General features: G+C 62.2%; 17 protein-coding genes. 15 read left to right on the forward strand and 2 right to left on the reverse strand.

What is annotated here, in order from left to right:
* From virB11 to ABRP17_RS16970, 11 genes are all read left to right on the forward strand, one after another.
* Positions 1 to 1,044, forward strand: coding sequence for a P-type DNA transfer ATPase VirB11 (gene virB11, locus ABRP17_RS16920; RefSeq protein ID WP_188327016.1), 1,044 nt, complete (start codon positions 1 to 3; stop codon positions 1,042 to 1,044).
* A 55-nt stretch (positions 1,045 to 1,099) separates the two neighbouring features.
* Entirely contained in the window at positions 1,100 to 2,050 is a 951-nt protein-coding gene (locus ABRP17_RS16925) for a transglycosylase SLT domain-containing protein (protein WP_349984402.1), read from the forward strand.
* A 73-nt stretch (positions 2,051 to 2,123) separates the two neighbouring features.
* Positions 2,124 to 2,510 (forward strand): TrbC/VirB2 family protein, encoded by a 387-nt coding sequence (locus tag ABRP17_RS16930; RefSeq protein ID WP_188327018.1) that lies wholly within the window; start codon positions 2,124 to 2,126, stop codon positions 2,508 to 2,510.
* A complete protein-coding gene (locus ABRP17_RS16935; RefSeq protein ID WP_188327019.1) occupies positions 2,503 to 2,835 on the forward strand; it encodes a type IV secretion system protein VirB3 in 333 nt (110 codons plus the stop codon). Before ABRP17_RS16930 ends, ABRP17_RS16935 begins: the two co-directional genes overlap by 8 nt.
* A 45-nt stretch (positions 2,836 to 2,880) precedes the next feature.
* Positions 2,881 to 5,328 carry a VirB4 family type IV secretion/conjugal transfer ATPase gene (locus ABRP17_RS16940; RefSeq protein ID WP_349984401.1) on the forward strand — a complete coding sequence of 816 codons (2,448 nt, stop codon included), beginning with the start codon at positions 2,881 to 2,883 and terminating at the stop codon, positions 5,326 to 5,328.
* A 32-nt stretch (positions 5,329 to 5,360) separates the two neighbouring features.
* On the forward strand, positions 5,361 to 6,131 hold the full coding sequence (locus ABRP17_RS16945) for a hypothetical protein (protein WP_188327021.1): 771 nt from the start codon (positions 5,361 to 5,363) through the stop codon (positions 6,129 to 6,131).
* Positions 6,132 to 6,208: 77 nt separating this feature from the next.
* Positions 6,209 to 7,360, forward strand: a complete 1,152-nt coding sequence (locus ABRP17_RS16950; RefSeq protein WP_349984399.1) for a type IV secretion system protein — start codon at positions 6,209 to 6,211, stop codon at positions 7,358 to 7,360.
* A gap of 148 nt (positions 7,361 to 7,508) precedes the next feature.
* Positions 7,509 to 7,946, forward strand: a complete 438-nt coding sequence (locus ABRP17_RS16955; RefSeq protein WP_192079818.1) for a DUF4189 domain-containing protein — start codon at positions 7,509 to 7,511, stop codon at positions 7,944 to 7,946.
* Positions 7,947 to 8,203: 257 nt separating this feature from the next.
* Positions 8,204 to 8,713 (forward strand): DUF4189 domain-containing protein, encoded by a 510-nt coding sequence (locus tag ABRP17_RS16960; RefSeq protein WP_349984397.1) that lies wholly within the window; start codon positions 8,204 to 8,206, stop codon positions 8,711 to 8,713.
* A 169-nt stretch (positions 8,714 to 8,882) separates the two neighbouring features.
* Entirely contained in the window at positions 8,883 to 9,296 is a 414-nt protein-coding gene (locus ABRP17_RS16965) for a DUF4189 domain-containing protein (protein ID WP_372487027.1), read from the forward strand.
* 196 nt (positions 9,297 to 9,492) lie between these two features.
* Positions 9,493 to 10,023, forward strand: a complete 531-nt coding sequence (locus tag ABRP17_RS16970; RefSeq protein ID WP_349984555.1) for a DUF4189 domain-containing protein — start codon at positions 9,493 to 9,495, stop codon at positions 10,021 to 10,023.
* A gap of 57 nt (positions 10,024 to 10,080) precedes the next feature.
* Here the strand turns inward: ABRP17_RS16970 and ABRP17_RS16975 are convergent, their stop codons facing one another.
* Positions 10,081 to 11,409, reverse strand: coding sequence for an XVIPCD domain-containing protein (locus ABRP17_RS16975; RefSeq protein WP_349984395.1), 1,329 nt, complete (start codon positions 11,407 to 11,409; stop codon positions 10,081 to 10,083).
* Positions 11,406 to 11,990, reverse strand: a complete 585-nt coding sequence (locus ABRP17_RS16980) for a hypothetical protein (RefSeq protein WP_349984394.1) — start codon at positions 11,988 to 11,990, stop codon at positions 11,406 to 11,408. Before ABRP17_RS16980 ends, ABRP17_RS16975 begins: the two co-directional genes overlap by 4 nt.
* Positions 11,991 to 12,420: 430 nt before the next feature.
* On the opposite strand from ABRP17_RS16980, the gene ABRP17_RS16985 reads away from it, so the two are divergent.
* The 4 genes from ABRP17_RS16985 (at position 12,421) to orn (ending at position 15,299) form a co-directional block, all read left to right on the forward strand.
* Entirely contained in the window at positions 12,421 to 13,548 is a 1,128-nt protein-coding gene (locus tag ABRP17_RS16985; RefSeq protein ID WP_349984393.1) for a DNA adenine methylase, read from the forward strand.
* 141 nt (positions 13,549 to 13,689) lie between these two features.
* The gene (gene mntR / locus ABRP17_RS16990) at positions 13,690 to 14,142 is read left to right on the forward strand and encodes a manganese-binding transcriptional regulator MntR (protein ID WP_349984392.1); all 453 of its coding nucleotides are present in this window, start codon (positions 13,690 to 13,692) and stop codon (positions 14,140 to 14,142) included.
* Positions 14,139 to 14,660 carry a tRNA adenosine(34) deaminase TadA gene (gene tadA / locus ABRP17_RS16995; RefSeq protein WP_349984391.1) on the forward strand — a complete coding sequence of 174 codons (522 nt, stop codon included), beginning with the start codon at positions 14,139 to 14,141 and terminating at the stop codon, positions 14,658 to 14,660. The genes mntR and tadA overlap by 4 nt, the downstream gene beginning before the upstream one ends.
* Positions 14,661 to 14,729: 69 nt before the next feature.
* On the forward strand, positions 14,730 to 15,299 hold the full coding sequence (orn, locus tag ABRP17_RS17000) for an oligoribonuclease (protein WP_349984390.1): 570 nt from the start codon (positions 14,730 to 14,732) through the stop codon (positions 15,297 to 15,299).
* Positions 15,300 to 15,397 lie beyond the last annotated feature (98 nt).

Genomic DNA, 15,397 nt, shown 5'->3' on the forward strand with positions numbered 1-15,397 from the left:
GTGGACGCAGAAACTTCCCCCATCGCACTGGTTTCCAGTGAATTCCTGCAGTACCAGTACGAAGTGCTGGGCATTGCCGGGTTCATGGAATCGCAGGACGTGACGGAAATCTGCATCAACCGTCCGGGCGAGCTGTACCTGGAAACGCGCAATGGCTGGGAACGGGTCGCTGTTCCCACGCTGACCTTCGAGCGCGCACGCCAGTTCTGTACGGCGGTGGTCAACGAGAGCAACACCGGGCAGCGCATCACCGATGCCGACCCGATGGTCTCGTTGACCTTCCCCAGCGGCCCGCGTGCGCAGTTCGTGATTCCCCCGGCGTGTGACGGCGGCAAGGTCTCCATCACGATCCGTCTGCCGTCCAAGCACACGCGCACGTTGTCGCAGTACCAGGACGATGGGTTCTTCGACCAGATCCTGGAGCAGGAAGCTGGCCTGAACACCCAGGACCAGGAGCTGCTGGCACTGCGCCAGTCGCGCGAGTACGCCGAGTTCTTCAAGCGCGCCGTGCACTACCGCAAGAACATCGTGGTATCCGGCGCGACCGGCAGCGGCAAGACGACATTCATGAAATCGCTGGTCAATCATATCCCCGCGGAAGAGCGGTTGGTGACCATCGAAGACGCGCGCGAGTTGTTCATCACCCAGCCCAACGTGGTGCACCTGTTGTACTCCAAGGGCGGGCAGAGCAGCAGCAATGTCAGCGCCAAGACCTGCATGGAAGCCTGCCTGCGCATGAAGCCGGACCGGATCATCCTGGCCGAGCTGCGCGGCGATGAGGCGTTCTACTTCATCCGCAACTGCGCGTCCGGCCATCCTGGTTCCATCACCAGCTGCCATGCCGGCAGCCCGGAACAGACCTGGGACCAGTTGGCGTTGATGGTGAAGGCGTCGTCGGAAGGCTCGGGGCTGGAGTTTGCCGTGATCAAGCGCCTGCTGCAGATGACCATCGATATCGTTGTGCATGTAAAGGCGCACGCAGGTTCGCGCTACATCACCGGCATCGATTTCAATCCCGGCCGCACCCAAGGGCAGGAGCAGTAACCATGGCCATGCAGAACCATCGACCGTACCGCGCAGGCAAGGGGAGGGCACGCTGATGCTGCCTGGACTCGAAGTACTGGCCTGTCCGGAAATGGCCGTCTCCATGGACGTGATGAAGCACGTGGTGCAGGTGGAATCCTCGCGCAACCCGTACGCGATTGGCGTAGTGGGCGGCGCGTTGGCGCGCCAGCCGCAGCGTTTGGACGAAGCAGTGGCGACGGCCAAGATGCTGGAACAGAATGGCTACAACTTCTCGCTGGGGTTGGGTCAGGTGAACCGCTACAACCTGGCCAAGTACGGCCTGAACAGTTACGAGAAAGCGTTCGAGACCTGCCCGAACCTGCAGGCGGCCTCGCGCATTCTCGCTGAGTGCCACTCGCGTTCTGGCGGCGACTGGGGCAAGTCGTTCAGTTGCTACTACTCGGGCAACTTCACCACCGGTTTCCGCCACGGCTATGTCGACAAGGTGTTCAACTCGATGCGGCGTGGCCAGATGGTGGCCGCCGTTGGCGGGGTGCAGCCGATCCGGGTGATCGACCGACAGGGCCCGCGTCCAGCCTCTGCCACGCGGCAGCCGCTACCGGAGCACGTCACGCGTTTGAACAACCGGATCGCCGGTTCGGCGTCGGCACCGGTAGTTGTTGCGCAGCCGGATGATCCGGCGCGCGCCTACGTGGTGTATCCCAATACGAATGACATGGTCCGTGGCAGCTTGCTGCGCACGGCCGACGGCGCCTTGTCGCGCGCGGTCATGGGCCTGGTGGATCGCGCGGTGCAGCCGCAGCAGTCCGCTCAGCCGGTGGCCGGCGGCATGTACGCCGAGCCGCCGCCGCAGCAGATGGCCGCGCCTGCGCCCGGATATGCGCAGCCGATGCAGGAGCAACCAGTGCTGGTGCAGCCGTGGGGACAGCGCAACGCGCCGGCCCAAGGCGCCGCACCCGTCGAACAGGCGCCGCAGCAGCGGGCACCGCAAGGCCCGCCTGTCGACGACGCCTTCGTTTTCTGACCCTTTTTACCGGGGCGCCCCCGCACCCCTTCACCCGCAACATCCCTCCAGCACAGCAGAAGGAACGAAATCCATGAACAAGTCCCACATCGATCTGGCGCATGCCAAGCGCACCGCCAAGACCCTTGCACTGGCCACCGCCTTCGTTGGCGCTCTGTTCGTGCCGGAAGTGTTCGCCACCCCGGGTGGTTTTGCTGACACCGACAAGAAGGTCTGCGGCTTCTTCGACAGCATCAGCGGCCTGCTGAACATGGCCTCCATCGCCGTGGTCACCATCGCAGTGATCTTCGCCGGTTACCAGATCGCGTTCGCCCACAAGCGCATTTCCGACGTGTCGCCGATCCTGATCGGTGGCCTGCTGATCGGTGCAGCCAGCCAGATCGCCAAGATGCTGCTGGGTGACGGCGCTACCGAATGCACCGCCGCGCTGATCCAGGCGTCCAGCTCCTACTATGCATAAGAACGTCGTCTTCCGCGGATGCACACGGCCGGCGATGTTCCTCGGCGTGCCGTATGTCCCGTTCTTCATGGTCGCCGGCGGTCTGCTGCTGCTGTCCATGTACTGGAATCTGTGGGTACTGCTCGCGATTCCAGTGGCGGTTTTCATCATGCGGCAGATGGCAAAGCGCGACGAAATGATCTTCCGCCTGATGGGTCTACGCCTGCAGTTCAAGTTCCGCGCGCGGAACCTGCAGGACCATGACGGCATGTGGGTGTTCAGTCCGAACGCGTATCGCAAGACCCCGGCACCGGACGACCATCGTCGTCCCGCGCGTCGGCGCTGACCGTTTTTCCAGCAGTACGTTCGTCCAGCGATCCAGGAGAGTTGCATGTTCAGTCCCGATACGTCGATCAGCGAGTTCATTCCCTTGTCCTCGCACGTTGCACCGTCTGTGGTGAAGACCACCGGTGGCGACTATCTGCTGACCTGGCACCTGGAAGGCCTGCCCTTCGTGGGCCGCGAAGAGTGGGAGCTGGAGCACAAGCACAACACGTTCAACCGGTTGCTGCAGTCCCTGCGCGCGCCTGACTTCGTCAATGTCGCCTTCTGGGTGCATGACGTACGTCGCCGCCGCAAGCTGAAGTCGCGCAGCACGTTCCGTGAGCGCTTCAACCAGGACGTGTCGGATGTGTACATGGACATGCTGTCCAGCCAGCGCATCATGCAGAACGAGCTGTACATGACGATGATCTACCGGCCCGTCGTGGCCGGTAAGCGCTTCGTGGAAAAATCGGGGAACGTCGAACGCCTGCAGGCCGAACAGGAGCAGGCGGTCGACAAGTTGATGGAGCTGGCGGGCAACGTGGAAGCGGTGATCCGTGACTACGCCCCGTACCGGTTGGGGATGTACGAAGCAGCCAACGGCGTGGTGTTTTCCGAAACGCTGGAGTTCTTCGGTTACCTGATCAACCGGATCGACGAACCGGTGCCGGTGCTGGCCGCGCCGGTCGCCGATTACCTGCCGGTCAGCCGGCACATGTTCTCGCCGAAGACAGGCGATTTCGTGATCAACACGCCAAACGGCGAGAACCACTTCGGCGCGATCCTCAACATCAAGGAGTTCGCCGAGGGGACCTGGCCGGGCGTGCTCAATGGGTTGAAGTACCTGGATTTCGAGTACGTCATCACCCATTCTTTCAGCCCGATGGGTCGCCAGGATGCACTGAAGATCCTCGACCGCACCAAGGGCATGATGATCTCCTCCGGTGACAAGGCCGTCAGCCAGATCACCGAGCTGGATTACGCCATGGACCAGCTGTCCTCCGGCAATTTCGTGCTCGGCGAGTACCACTACATCATTGCCGTGTATGCCGAGAGCCAGGTCAAGCTGGCCAACAACGTGTCGGCTACCCGCGCGGAACTGTCCAACGCCGGCTTCGTGTCGGCCAAGGAAGACCTGGCTGTTACTTCGTCGTTCTACTCGCAGATTCCGGCCAACTGGCGCTATCGCACCCGTCTGGCCAACCTGAGCTCGTTGAACTTCCTCGGCCTGTCGCCGCTGCACAACTTCGCCACCGGCAAGCAGCAGAACAATCCGTGGGGCGAGTGCGTGACCACGCTGCAGACCACCAACGGTCAGCCGTACTACTTCAATTTCCATGCCACCCACCCGGCGGAGAACTCGCTGGGCGAAAAGGCGATCGCCAACACCATGGTGATCGGCAAATCCGGTACGGGTAAGACCGCGCTGATCAACTTCCTGCTCAGCCAGGTGCAGAAGTACGATCCGGCGCCGACCATCTTCTTCTTCGATAAAGACCGCGGCGCGGAGATCTTCGTCCGTGCCTGCGGCGGCAACTACCTTGCGCTGGAGAATGGACGCCCGACCGGCTTCAATCCGTTCCAGTGTGAGCGCAACGAATCCAACGTGCAGTTCCTGGCCGATCTGGTCAAGGTGCTGGCCGGCAAGACGCAGTACAGCGCCCGCGAAGAAGAGGATATCTTCCGCGCCGTGGAGAGCATGCTCGATACGCCGATGCACCTGCGCAGCATGACCAACTTCCAGAAGAGCCTGCCCAACATGGGCGATGACGGCCTGTATGCGCGCATGCGCCGCTGGACGTCGGGCAACTCGTTGGGCTGGGTGTTCGACAATCCGGTGGACACCATCGACCTGACGCGCGCGAACATCATTGGCTTCGACTACACCGAAGTAATCGACAATCCGGAAGTGCGCGTGCCGGTCATCCAGTACCTGCTGCACAAGCTGGAATCCCTGATCGACGGCCGTCGACTGATCTACGTGATGGACGAGTTCTGGAAGATCCTTGACGGCAGCGGCGGCCTGAAGGAGTTCGCCAAGAACAAGCAGAAGACCATCCGTAAGCAGAACGGCCTGGGCATTTTCGCCACGCAGAGCCCGGAGGACGCGCTCAACAGCGATATCGCCGCGGCGCTGATCGAACAGACCGCGACGCTGATCCTGTTGCCGAACCCCAACGCCAGCCGCGAAGACTATATCGAAGGCCTGAAACTGACCGAAGCCGAGTTCAAGGTCGTCACCGCCCTGGATGAACGCTCGCGGTGTTTCCTGGTCAAGCAGGGGCATGCGTCCAACGTCTGCCAGCTTAATCTTCGCGGTATGGACGACATTCTGTCGGTCATTTCAGCCTCGACGGACAATATCGATGTCATGCACCATGTACTCCATGACGCTGCATTGCGCGAAAAAGTGAGCGAGGCCGATCTCACACCGGAACAGTGGTTGGAAGATTTCTACAAGCAGCGGAAGGGATCGGGTAAGCCGGCCTCTTCCAGCAGGGAGCAGGCCGCATGAACACGAAACAGACTCACCGCATGGAGGTTCTCATGACTCGTCCGAATTCCAAGCGCCCGCGCACGGCGCGTCGCATGACCAAACTCTGCTCCAGCTTGGTGCTGGGCGCCTCGATGCTGTTCGCGACCAACGTCGGCGCCTCGGGTGTGCCGGTGTTCGACGGCGCGAACTGGTTCGAAAACATGTGGTCAAAGATCCAGTCCGGCGCAGAGTTCGCCAAGGATGAACTGCGCTGGGCCGAGCAGCTGAAGCGCTACACCGATGCGTTGGTGACGATCAGCGGGACGATCAACAACTTCGGCCTGCCGGCGGGTGCACCACTCACCACCGTGCCGGACAACTACATGGTGGCCGAGACCTGCGGCGGCGCCGATCTCAGCCTGACCGGTCTGTTCAAGCGTTTCGTATACCAGCCCGAGGGTGACTGGAAGGCCCAGCAGCAGACGATCTGCTCGCGCATCCGTGTCATCCGCAACCGCAAGTACAACGAGTCGATCGAGTTCGCCGGCGGCACCATGGCGCAGATGCAGGCCGCGCTGGATCGCATCAACAACCTGCGTACGGCGAGCAAACTGCTAGGCAATGTCACCGCAGTTGACAGCGAGTCGCTGCGCACGGCCAACGATATCGCGGTCAAGACGCGCGAGTGGGAGACGCGCATGAAGGCCTACGACGCGTTCATCTCCGTCGAGGAAGAGAACCTGAAAGTAATCGCGATGGGTGCGCTGAAAGGCAAGTCCAACCGGCTTGCGCGTGATCTGGTGAAGACGGCAGCCCTCAAGACTGCCCTCAGCATAAAGTAAGACCGCTGCATCACCGTTTGATGCGCAACGACAGGCTGTCGCTGGGCAAACAGGAATAATTTCCAAGGATCGCAGGAATGATGTTCAGGGCACTCGACAATTTCCACTTCTCCGACGGGTTGCTGCACCTGCTGCAGAACGTCGCACGCGTGCAGTCCTCCATCGGTGACTTCGTTTTCTTCCGCCTGATCCTGGATTACCTGGAAAAGCGGATCAGCGATTTCGGCGTGGCGTTGCTCGGCAACATGATGACTTGGGTAGGCGGTATCGCCCTCACCCTGATGACGCTTTGGGTGCTGGTGCAGGGTTTCCGCATCGTCACCGGCCGCAGCCGCGAATCCATGATGGCGCTGGTGACCGACATGGCGCGTGCCGCGCTGATTGTCAGTATCGCCACGAGCATGGCCATGTTCGGCACCAAGGTGCATGACTTCCTCGCCAACGACGTCAAGAACGAGATTTCGCAGGTCGTCACGGATTCGGACAAGAAGCCGGAGGACCAGATCGATGACGCGCTGGCGTGGATGCAGGTTGCCATGTCCAGCATCGACGCGATCAACGTGGCGGGTGATCCCGTACTGGCAGGCGACAAGAACCGCGCCATGATGCTGATTGCCCTTGGTACGGGTGGGCCAGCGGTCACTGCGGGCTCCATGCTGCTGCTGTATCAGATCGCTTTGGCGTTGTTCATCGGCCTTGGGCCACTCTTCATCCTCTGTCTGCTGTTCGACCAGACCAAGGCGTTGTTCCAGAAATGGCTCTTCTACGGCATAGGCACGATGTTCTCGATGGCCGTCCTGGCGGCGATGGTGTCCATTGCGCTGGACATGGTGATCCGTGTCGCCGGTGCATTCTGGGCTACGGCTTTGGTTGATACCTTCCTGATGAATGGCAGCATGAGTGATGGCATGACCAGCCAGGCCATGCAGCAGGGTGGTATGGGCTTGATCCTGACGACGTTGATCTTGACTGCGCCGCCGATGGCAGCGTTCTTCTTCCAAGGCACGTTGGGTAACTACGCAGCGTATTCGCAGATCGGTGGCACTGCTGCGTCAGCACCGAGCGCGGATGGTCGTCCGCCGGGTACTTACACGCCGGCTGCACCGATGGCGCAGCCCGCAGCCGTAACCACGGTCGGCCAGTCCGATTTGGGTCGGACGGTTTCGGGGACGGCCCCCGCATCGCCCACAAGTTCTCCCGGACGCATGGGTAACGCGCCGACCGTATAAGTAGACTTTGGTAACAATCAACATACGTTGGCTGGAGACTTGGATGATCATGAGAAGCCTGGTTTTTCTCTCCCTTCTCTTACTTGGCGGGGGAGCCGCAGCAGAGGGGCGGTGCCCGCCTGGCCAGTTTCCTGTAGGAGGTCCTGGGATGCTTGGGTGTGCTCCTATCCCAGGGGGGCAGGCTCCAGCGCAGGAACCGCCCAAACCGAATGGACGCTGGCACTCTAGGTTTGGCGCTATCGCAGAGGATGCCTCCGCAGGTGAGCGTGGCGTCGTGCTATCCACCGGCGTGGCAGAGGCTCAACCTTCAAGTGGTGAAGCCAGCTCGCTCGCAATCAAGAATTGCGAGCAGAACGGCGGCTTGAGATGCAAGGTCGTGACTTCCTACACTGATAGCTGCATTGCCTTGGCGGATCCGATTCCTCGCCCTCGCCCTCCGTCAATGAAGTCTGTCAGCGCTGGTGGACGAACGGAGGCCCTTGCCATCGACGCAGCACGCAAGGGGTGCTCGCCGCAGGACGGTGGCAAGAGCTGCAACATTGCATACGCGGCCTGCAGCCTGCCCCTATTTGAGGCATTTCGCTGACTCGATTGCCTCGAATTCACGCTTGATCGGCGTAGGCAGCATGTACCTTTTGGCTCGTGAGAGCAAAGCCCTGCACCAGGGACGTCCTGAGTGCTCCGATTCTCACCGCTGCGCCGATTCCAGTGCTCTTCTTCCAAGTCGCGATTTGCACGCTCATGGCTTAATCGCAGGTCGGTTGCACGATCTTCGGTCAGCGCCAAGTATCACGTGACAGCTGCGTTGCCTTGGTGGAGCGCAATGTTTACAGGATCCACGATATGTTTCGTTTCGTAGTCATTCTGGCCGTGTCTGTTGGCGCTCTACTTCCAATGGGCGAGGGTGTGAAGGCTGAAGGACGCTGCCCACCTGGACAATTTCCGGTCGGAGGTCAGGGAATGCTGGGTTGCGCGCCGATCCCGCAGGCTGCTGGAGAGCCTGCTGCACCGCGTCCTACGGGCAGATGGATTGAGACGTGGGGGGGCTTTGCAGTTTCAGGCACCACCGGCGGAGCCGCGACGGGCTTGCGAAGCAAGGCTGAAGCATCCAGAGCCGCTATCGCCGACTGTGCGAAGGATGGCGCCAAGAACTGCGCAGTGAAAATGACCTATAAGAATCAATGCATGGCGGCGATGTATTTTGGCCCGGGATACGAGAGCAGGCTTCGGTCCGCCGCAACGGTTGACATCGCCAGCCAAGGCTTGGAACGTGACTGTAGGGCGCAGGTTCCGAACGGCGTATGCGAAATCATCTACACCGGCTGTAGCGAGCCGATTTTCGAGAAGTTCTAGCGTTCGATCAGGACTAGCGTCGGATTTAGGCCCCAGAGGATGTATGTTCAAGCAAGCACACTACTTCCAAGTCTTGGTCGCGCTTTCGGTGTTGGTCCTGCCTTGTTTCGCGGCCAGTGCCGAGGGCAACTGCCCTCCCGGTCATTACCCCGTTGGCGGACAAGGCATCATGGGGTGTGCGCCGATATCCAATTATGGCGGAGCGCAGCCGGGGCAGCATCAGCAGCCTGCGGTGGATCCTGGGCGGTATGAAGCGCGTTGGGGAGCGTTCGCACTCTCTGACACCACCACTGACGCGGGTGTTGCAGCAGACGAAGTGAGTCGCAGCGCGGCCGTTGCGACTGCGCTTGGAAAATGCTCGCGCAATGGCGTGAAGGATTGCCGGGTCATCTTGGATTACAGCAGCCAGTGTGCCGCGTGGGTTGTGCCACCGGCTGATGTGCCTGGTGCGAAGGTAGGCTTGGGCGTTGGCAAGACGACCGAAGCGGCCATCGGCGATGGATTGATGAAGTGCAAGCCTGCTGCAGGCGGGACGTGCACGGTCGCTTACAGCGGTTGCAGTCTGCCAAAGTACATTCGCTGAGTGTTTGTTCCGTTCGAGGAGGGGGCGCAGATAAATGGGCTCCCGTCAGATGGACGGTTGACGGTGCAATCTGGCAACCTTTCCTTGCGCATCGACGGACTAGACCCTCAGCAAGGCTGAGGTAACGTTTTCAAGTAAGTAGCAATGCCTCGTAAGTCCTCTGTAGGTCAGACTGGGGGAAGGGTTTTCCGGCGTGATGGAGAGCGACAGTGATAAGGAGAAGTGCGTGCTTGAGCGATTGATCTTCATGGCAGTGCTTGTCGCGTTCGCCTTCCTGCCGTTCGCAGCCAGCGCGGAAGGCCGCTGTCCGCCGGGGCAGTTTCCCGTGGGCGGGCCTGGCATGCTGGGTTGCGCACCTACCGGGGGTGGCGCACCGTCACCCCTCGCTGAGGCGTGGACCGCGCCATGGGGCGCTATCGCGACCTCACCGACACAGTTGGCCATGGGCGTTTCCAACACCCAGAACCGTAAGCGGCGCGCGGAGCGGGAAGCGCTGGATCAGTGCAAGCGCAGTGGTGCGAAGGACTGCGTGATACGCGTGAGCTATCAGAATTCCTGCGTGGCGGTCGCGTCGCCGCCGGAGCCGACACCACAGCATCTTGTGGTCGGCAGAGCATTCACCCTCGAGAATGCGATCATAACGGCGACGGCCGAATGCTTCCTCCAAGGTGTGGGGGAATGCAAAGTGGGGTACTCGGATTGCTCGGTCGCGGTGCGTATACGCTGATTGCGATGCGCCGCGTGGGCCGGGTGTTACCCGGCCCAACGCATCTGTAAGACGACTTCAGGCATTCATGCTGCGTGCTGCCGCCTGGCTCTGCTCGATCTGCATATCGCGGTCCTGCGACGCCACCTGTTGGGCAGCCTGTTGCGACGCAACGCGTTCGCTGGACTGATCCAGTGGGATGTTCATCGCCTCAGTCGTCGCCACTGACACCCGCAGGTGCGCCGGATCGTTCACTTCACCCTGCACCCCGAAGGTGCGCGAGGCATCGTTGCTCATCAGCACGTTGTCGATACGGGTACCGCCATTGGCATGCATTTCCGCCGCCAGGCTGCCAGCCAATTGGCCCGTGTGCTGATCCGGCGTACGCCCAGCGCGCAGGTCCTGCGCTTCCACGCCGCGCAGGGCGTCCTGGAACAGCAGGTTGCCGGGGTGGCCGGGGCTGTCCATGCGCATGGCGCCGTCGCGCTTGTGCGATTCTTCTTCGGCCGCCTTGCGTGCGGGTTCGCCGGGGTCAAGCGGGCCGCGGATACGGTCGTAGATGTCCACTGCGTTGCCGATACCGCCGCGCGTGGCCGTGGTCAGACCGCCACGCAGGAACTCCAGCTTGTCGCGGTACTCGTTGATCATGCCCGCGTTATGCTTGGCCAGCGCTTGCGAGGCTGGATTGTCCAGCACGGACCCTTCGTTGAGGAAGTTGCCCATTTTGTGCGAATCCAACGAGCGGCCGGCGGCCAGCAGGGCAGAGTCGGGCATCAGGAAGCCGGCAACGGCGCCGTTGCGGAAGCCGGATCCGTACAGGTTCTTGATCTCGGTCTCATTGGCGTAGACCTTGACCTGGCCATAGTGGCCGGAGGCCGCGCTGACCGGGTCGGCGGACATCACATGGTTGACCATCGCATTGCCGCCTTCCGGAATGCGGTAGCCCAGGCTGGCTGCGCCATAGGCGTTGAAGGTTTCGCCCTTCAGCCCGTGGTGGTGCGCAGAGATCTGTGCGAGCGAGCCGCCGAGCGAATGACCGGTGACTGTCACATCAATGTGCTCGCCCTTACGTTCCTGCTGGATCTGCGCATACGCGTTGGCGCGTCCGGTCAGGGCAATCGCATCGTCGGCCTGCAGGTTGGTGCGCGCCACGACCATGCCCAGGTCGGTGACCACGTCGTGCAGCGGCTGTTCGGTACCCCGGTGGGACACCACGATTTCATTGGTATCCACCCGCTGGTAGATGAAGCCCTGGTAGCCGTTCTTGTTGTTGACGTGCTCGAGGATGCGATATTGGTGGTCGCCGATCGGTACGACCTCGGCCTTGTCTGGATCCCAGCGACCGACGGCATGATCCTTGTAGGCATCATCGGCGAGTGCGGCGTAATCCTGGCTGCGCAGGCTCATGAGCGGGCCTCTTTACCTGCCAGGGTGACCGAGAACAGCTTGTCGCGCAGTTCGGGCTTGAAGCCGTCCGGTGCGTCCTCGCCGTAGTCGGCGTAATCTTCCATCGACTCGCGCGGGTAGCCCATGTCGGCATAGTGCTGGGTTTCGCTGTCACCCTTGACGAAACGATCCGCCTCGATGAAAGACAGGAAGCGCGTTTCCCCTGCAGCACCGGTGGCCTTCAGCATTGCGCCTGCGCCACTGAATTTCCACTGGCAGACACCGCGCCCGTAGTAATCCTCGTCCTGCATCAGGTCCAGGTAGACCGTGCCGCGGTATTCATTGTCGCCCACTTTCTGCAACTGCACGTTTTCCTGGCTGGTGATGCGCCCTGCGCGGCCTGTTGCTGGCACGATGCGCCCGCATTCCTGCTCATTCACCACGTCGTACTGAGCGCTACCTTCTACCACCGCGAACGGGCCGGGTGCATCGTCGATCTTCAGTACGAACTCGTAGGCTTGGCGTGGGGCGGGGTTGAGCTTGGCCAGCCCGCGGCCGCCCTGTTCAACGTCCTGTTCTGCGGTAGCGATTTCCTGATTCATGGCGGTCTCCGAATGGCAGGCGGTAAGAAGCAGCAACACAGCGCACGGCAGAAGTGATCGGCGCACTGGGGGCCTCCTGGAAGATGGGTGGGAAGGGTTGATAAAGAACGTCATCGAATCGTGGGCGACAGGGCGGCGCGGTATACGCGGAACGGTGTTCCGGGTGCTGTGGTGGCCTTGCGTGGGTCTCCATTCCTTGGCGACATGTGCTCGATTCGTGATGGTGAGACGTACGTTTTACCAAATTGGCGTTCCGATTGCGTCAAAGTGTTGGCGCGCGGGTAGCGGGATTGCATCGGCATCGCCGAGCCACGCTCGGCGGAATGCCCGATCCCAGCCGGATCAGCCGCACTGCAGACCCCCGCCGAGCGTGGCTCGGCGCTACCATGGCCTGGAGTTTCGAAGGCCATCACGTGATCAGGGGAACCGTTTGAATCCGCAGGAAGATGCCATTGACCGCGTGCCTGTCGAGCACGAGGCGTTCCTGCGTAGCCAGCTGATCACCTACATCGGCAACAAGCGGGCGCTGCTGCCCTTCGTGGAAGCTGGCATCGTGCATGCGATGGCGTGTCTGCAGAAGCCGACCATCCATTTCCTGGATATGTTCTCCGGCTCCGGCGTGGTGGCCCGGCTGGCCCGGCGCTATGCTGCGACCCTGCACTGCAATGATCTGGAGCGGTACAGCGAGGTAGGCAACCGCTGTTATCAAGCCAATGCGCAGGAGGTGGACACTGGCGCGTTGGCGGACGAACTTGACCGAGTGGCCCGCCGCGTTGCGCAGGATAGCGCGCCGGGCTTTCTCTGCGAGCTGTACGCTCCGCGCGACGATGACAACATCGAGCCCGGTGAGCGGGTGTTCTATACGCGGCGCAACGCGATGTTCCTGGATACCTTCTGCCAGGTTGTAGCCGATACGCCGGAGGCGTTGAAGCCATTCCTGCTGGGGCCGGTGCTCGCCCAGGCGTCGATGTACACCAATACGTCCGGCGTGTTCAAAGGCTTCCACAAAAACCGCGAGGGCATTGGACAGTTTGGCGGCAGTGCGCGCAATGCGTTGTCGCGGATCCTGCGGCCGATCGAGGTGCAGCCGCCGGTGTTCAGTCGCTTTGCGTGCGAGGTGCAGTTGCATCGCCGCGATGCCAATGCGCTGGTGCGCGAGCTGGGCGTGGTGGACGTGGCCTACTTCGATCCGCCCTACAATGAGCATCCGTATGGTTCGAACTACTTCATGTTGAACCTGTTGTGTGACTACCAGCGGCCGTCGCAGGTGAGTCGGGTGTCGGGCATTCCCACCGACTGGAACCGGTCGGACTACAACAAGGCCCGTCTGGCCGAGTCCGCGCTGTTCGACGCGGTGGCGCAGGTGCGGGCGCATTTCGTGTTGATCTCGTACAACTCCGAAGGGTTCATCAGTCACGAGCGGTTTGTGGCGGGGCTGGAGGGCATGGGGGCGTTGAGCGTGATGGATACCCGCTACAACGCGTTCCGCGGAAGCCGGAACCTGGCAGCGCGGGACACGCATGTGACGGAGTTTCTGTATCTGTTGGACAAACGGTGAACCACATCCGGTAGTGACGCCCGCTGGCCGTCATGGGTGTGCCTTCCGCTGCGCTCGCCGAGCGTGGCTCGGCGCTACCAAGGGGCAGGGTTACTGACGGCCGCTGGGTGGCATGCTCGGCGCCCGCGTACAATGGCCGCCATGCCTGATACTGCCCGCCCCAAATCCGTCCTGCCCGCTTCCCAGGTCCATATGGAGGGCTTCGCGCAGGTGCGCGAGGCGCGGCGGTCCGAGCTGGTGGAAGATTATGTTGAGCTGATCGCCGACCTGATTGCCGATGGCCGCGAGGCCCGCCAGGTGGATATCGCCAGCCGCTTGGGGGTGGCCCAGCCGACGGTGGCCAAGGCGCTGAAGCGGCTGGTCAAGGAGGGCTGGGCGATCCAGCGGCCGTATCGCGGGGTGTTCCTGACGCCGGCCGGCGAGCAGTTGGCACGCGATGTCCGCGCCCGTCACCAGACCGTGGAGCGCTTTCTGCTGGCACTCGGCGTGGATGCCGATTCAGCGCGACGCGACGCCGAGGGGATCGAGCACCATGTGAGCGAAGCGACGCTGGCTGCGTTCGAGGCGTTCCTGCAGAAGGCGGGCCGCCCATGAGCGACGCCATGCCGGTGCACGACGCCGACGAGCACTGGATGCGCCATGCGCTGGCCCTGGCCGAGCGCGCGGAGCGCGAGTTCAACGAGATCCCGGTTGGCGCGGTGCTGGTCAGTGCACAGGGTGAGGTGCTGGGCGAGGGCTGGAATCTCAACATTGCCGAGCACGATCCCAGTGCGCATGCGGAGATCGTGGCGATGCGGCGGGCGGGGAGGGCGCTGCAGAACCATCGGCTGATGGGCAGCACGCTGTACGTCACCCTGGAGCCGTGCGCCATGTGTGCCATGGCGATCGTGCATGCGCGCGTGGGGCGTCTGGTCTACGCGGCCACCGATCCGAAGACCGGCGCCTGCGGCAGTGTGTTCAACCTGCTCGGCGATGCGCGGCACAACCATCGGGTCGAGATCCATGGCGGCGTGCTGGCGCGCGAGGCCAGCAACCGACTGACCAATTATTTTCGTGCCAAGCGCGGGCGCCCGCTGCTTGCGTTGGACGCGCCGCCTGCCGACGCAGGCTGAAGGGCGCGGTATCATGGCCGCATCCATTCATGGCGCGGTCGTCCGGCCCGCCCTCAGCGAGGAAGCACGATGGCCGACACCGGCGCAGGCAATGACCGATTGATCTGGATCGACCTGGAAATGACCGGGTTGGATACCGACAACGATTCGATCATCGAGATTGCCACGGTGGTCACCGATGCCCAGCTCAACGTGCTTGCCGAAGGCCCGGAGTTCGCTATCCACCATCCGGTGGAGCGGCTGGAGGCGATGGACGAGTGGAACCGCAACCAGCATCGCCGTTCGGGCCTGTGGCAGCGCGTGGTCGACAGCCAGGTCACCCTGGGCCAGGCCGAAGCGGCGACGGTGAACTTTCTCAGCGAGTGGATCAGTGCCGGCGCATCGCCGATGTGCGGAAACTCGATCTGTCAGGACCGCCGCTTCCTGCACCGCGAGATGCCGCGGCTGGAGAAATACTTCCATTACCGCAACTTGGATGTGTCCACCATCAAGGAGCTGGCCAAGCGCTGGGCCCCGACGGTGGCTGCGGGCGTCGGCAAGAACAGCAACCACACGGCGCTGAGCGATGTGCAGGATTCGATCAACGAGCTGAAGCATTACCGACAGTTCATGGGTGCGCTGGCGGGGCTGCCCGTCTGAAGGGTAGTGACGGCCGCTGGCCGACAAGAGGCTGCGGACGATCACAGGGCTGACGGCCAGCGGCCGTCACTGCCAGGTCGTCGTCACCCGGCCGTTCA

Origin of the sequence: Stenotrophomonas sp. WHRI 8082, from assembly GCF_040223995.2 — a bacterium.
Lineage (GTDB): Bacteria > Pseudomonadota > Gammaproteobacteria > Xanthomonadales > Xanthomonadaceae > Stenotrophomonas.

Excerpts from the sequence above, each read along its gene's own strand:
- ABRP17_RS16925 (WP_349984402.1), top strand. The coding sequence starts at position 1,100 with ATGCTGCCTGGACTCGAAGTACTGGCCTGTCCGGAAATGGCCGTCTCC.
- ABRP17_RS16940 (WP_349984401.1), top strand. The coding sequence starts at position 2,881 with ATGTTCAGTCCCGATACGTCGATCAGCGAGTTCATTCCCTTGTCCTCG.
- ABRP17_RS16975 (WP_349984395.1), bottom strand. The coding sequence starts at position 11,409 with ATGAGCCTGCGCAGCCAGGATTACGCCGCACTCGCCGATGATGCCTAC.
- ABRP17_RS16965 (WP_372487027.1), top strand. The coding sequence starts at position 8,883 with ATGGGGTGTGCGCCGATATCCAATTATGGCGGAGCGCAGCCGGGGCAG.
- ABRP17_RS16980 (WP_349984394.1), bottom strand. The coding sequence starts at position 11,990 with ATGAATCAGGAAATCGCTACCGCAGAACAGGACGTTGAACAGGGCGGC.
- ABRP17_RS16930 (WP_188327018.1), top strand. The coding sequence starts at position 2,124 with ATGAACAAGTCCCACATCGATCTGGCGCATGCCAAGCGCACCGCCAAG.
- ABRP17_RS16955 (WP_192079818.1), top strand. The coding sequence starts at position 7,509 with ATGCTTGGGTGTGCTCCTATCCCAGGGGGGCAGGCTCCAGCGCAGGAA.
- tadA (WP_349984391.1), top strand. The coding sequence starts at position 14,139 with ATGAGCGACGCCATGCCGGTGCACGACGCCGACGAGCACTGGATGCGC.
- ABRP17_RS16970 (WP_349984555.1), top strand. The coding sequence starts at position 9,493 with ATGGAGAGCGACAGTGATAAGGAGAAGTGCGTGCTTGAGCGATTGATC.
- ABRP17_RS16950 (WP_349984399.1), top strand. The coding sequence starts at position 6,209 with ATGATGTTCAGGGCACTCGACAATTTCCACTTCTCCGACGGGTTGCTG.
- mntR (WP_349984392.1), top strand. The coding sequence starts at position 13,690 with ATGCCTGATACTGCCCGCCCCAAATCCGTCCTGCCCGCTTCCCAGGTC.
- ABRP17_RS16960 (WP_349984397.1), top strand. The coding sequence starts at position 8,204 with ATGTTTCGTTTCGTAGTCATTCTGGCCGTGTCTGTTGGCGCTCTACTT.
- orn (WP_349984390.1), top strand. The coding sequence starts at position 14,730 with ATGGCCGACACCGGCGCAGGCAATGACCGATTGATCTGGATCGACCTG.
- ABRP17_RS16945 (WP_188327021.1), top strand. The coding sequence starts at position 5,361 with ATGACTCGTCCGAATTCCAAGCGCCCGCGCACGGCGCGTCGCATGACC.
- ABRP17_RS16935 (WP_188327019.1), top strand. The coding sequence starts at position 2,503 with ATGCATAAGAACGTCGTCTTCCGCGGATGCACACGGCCGGCGATGTTC.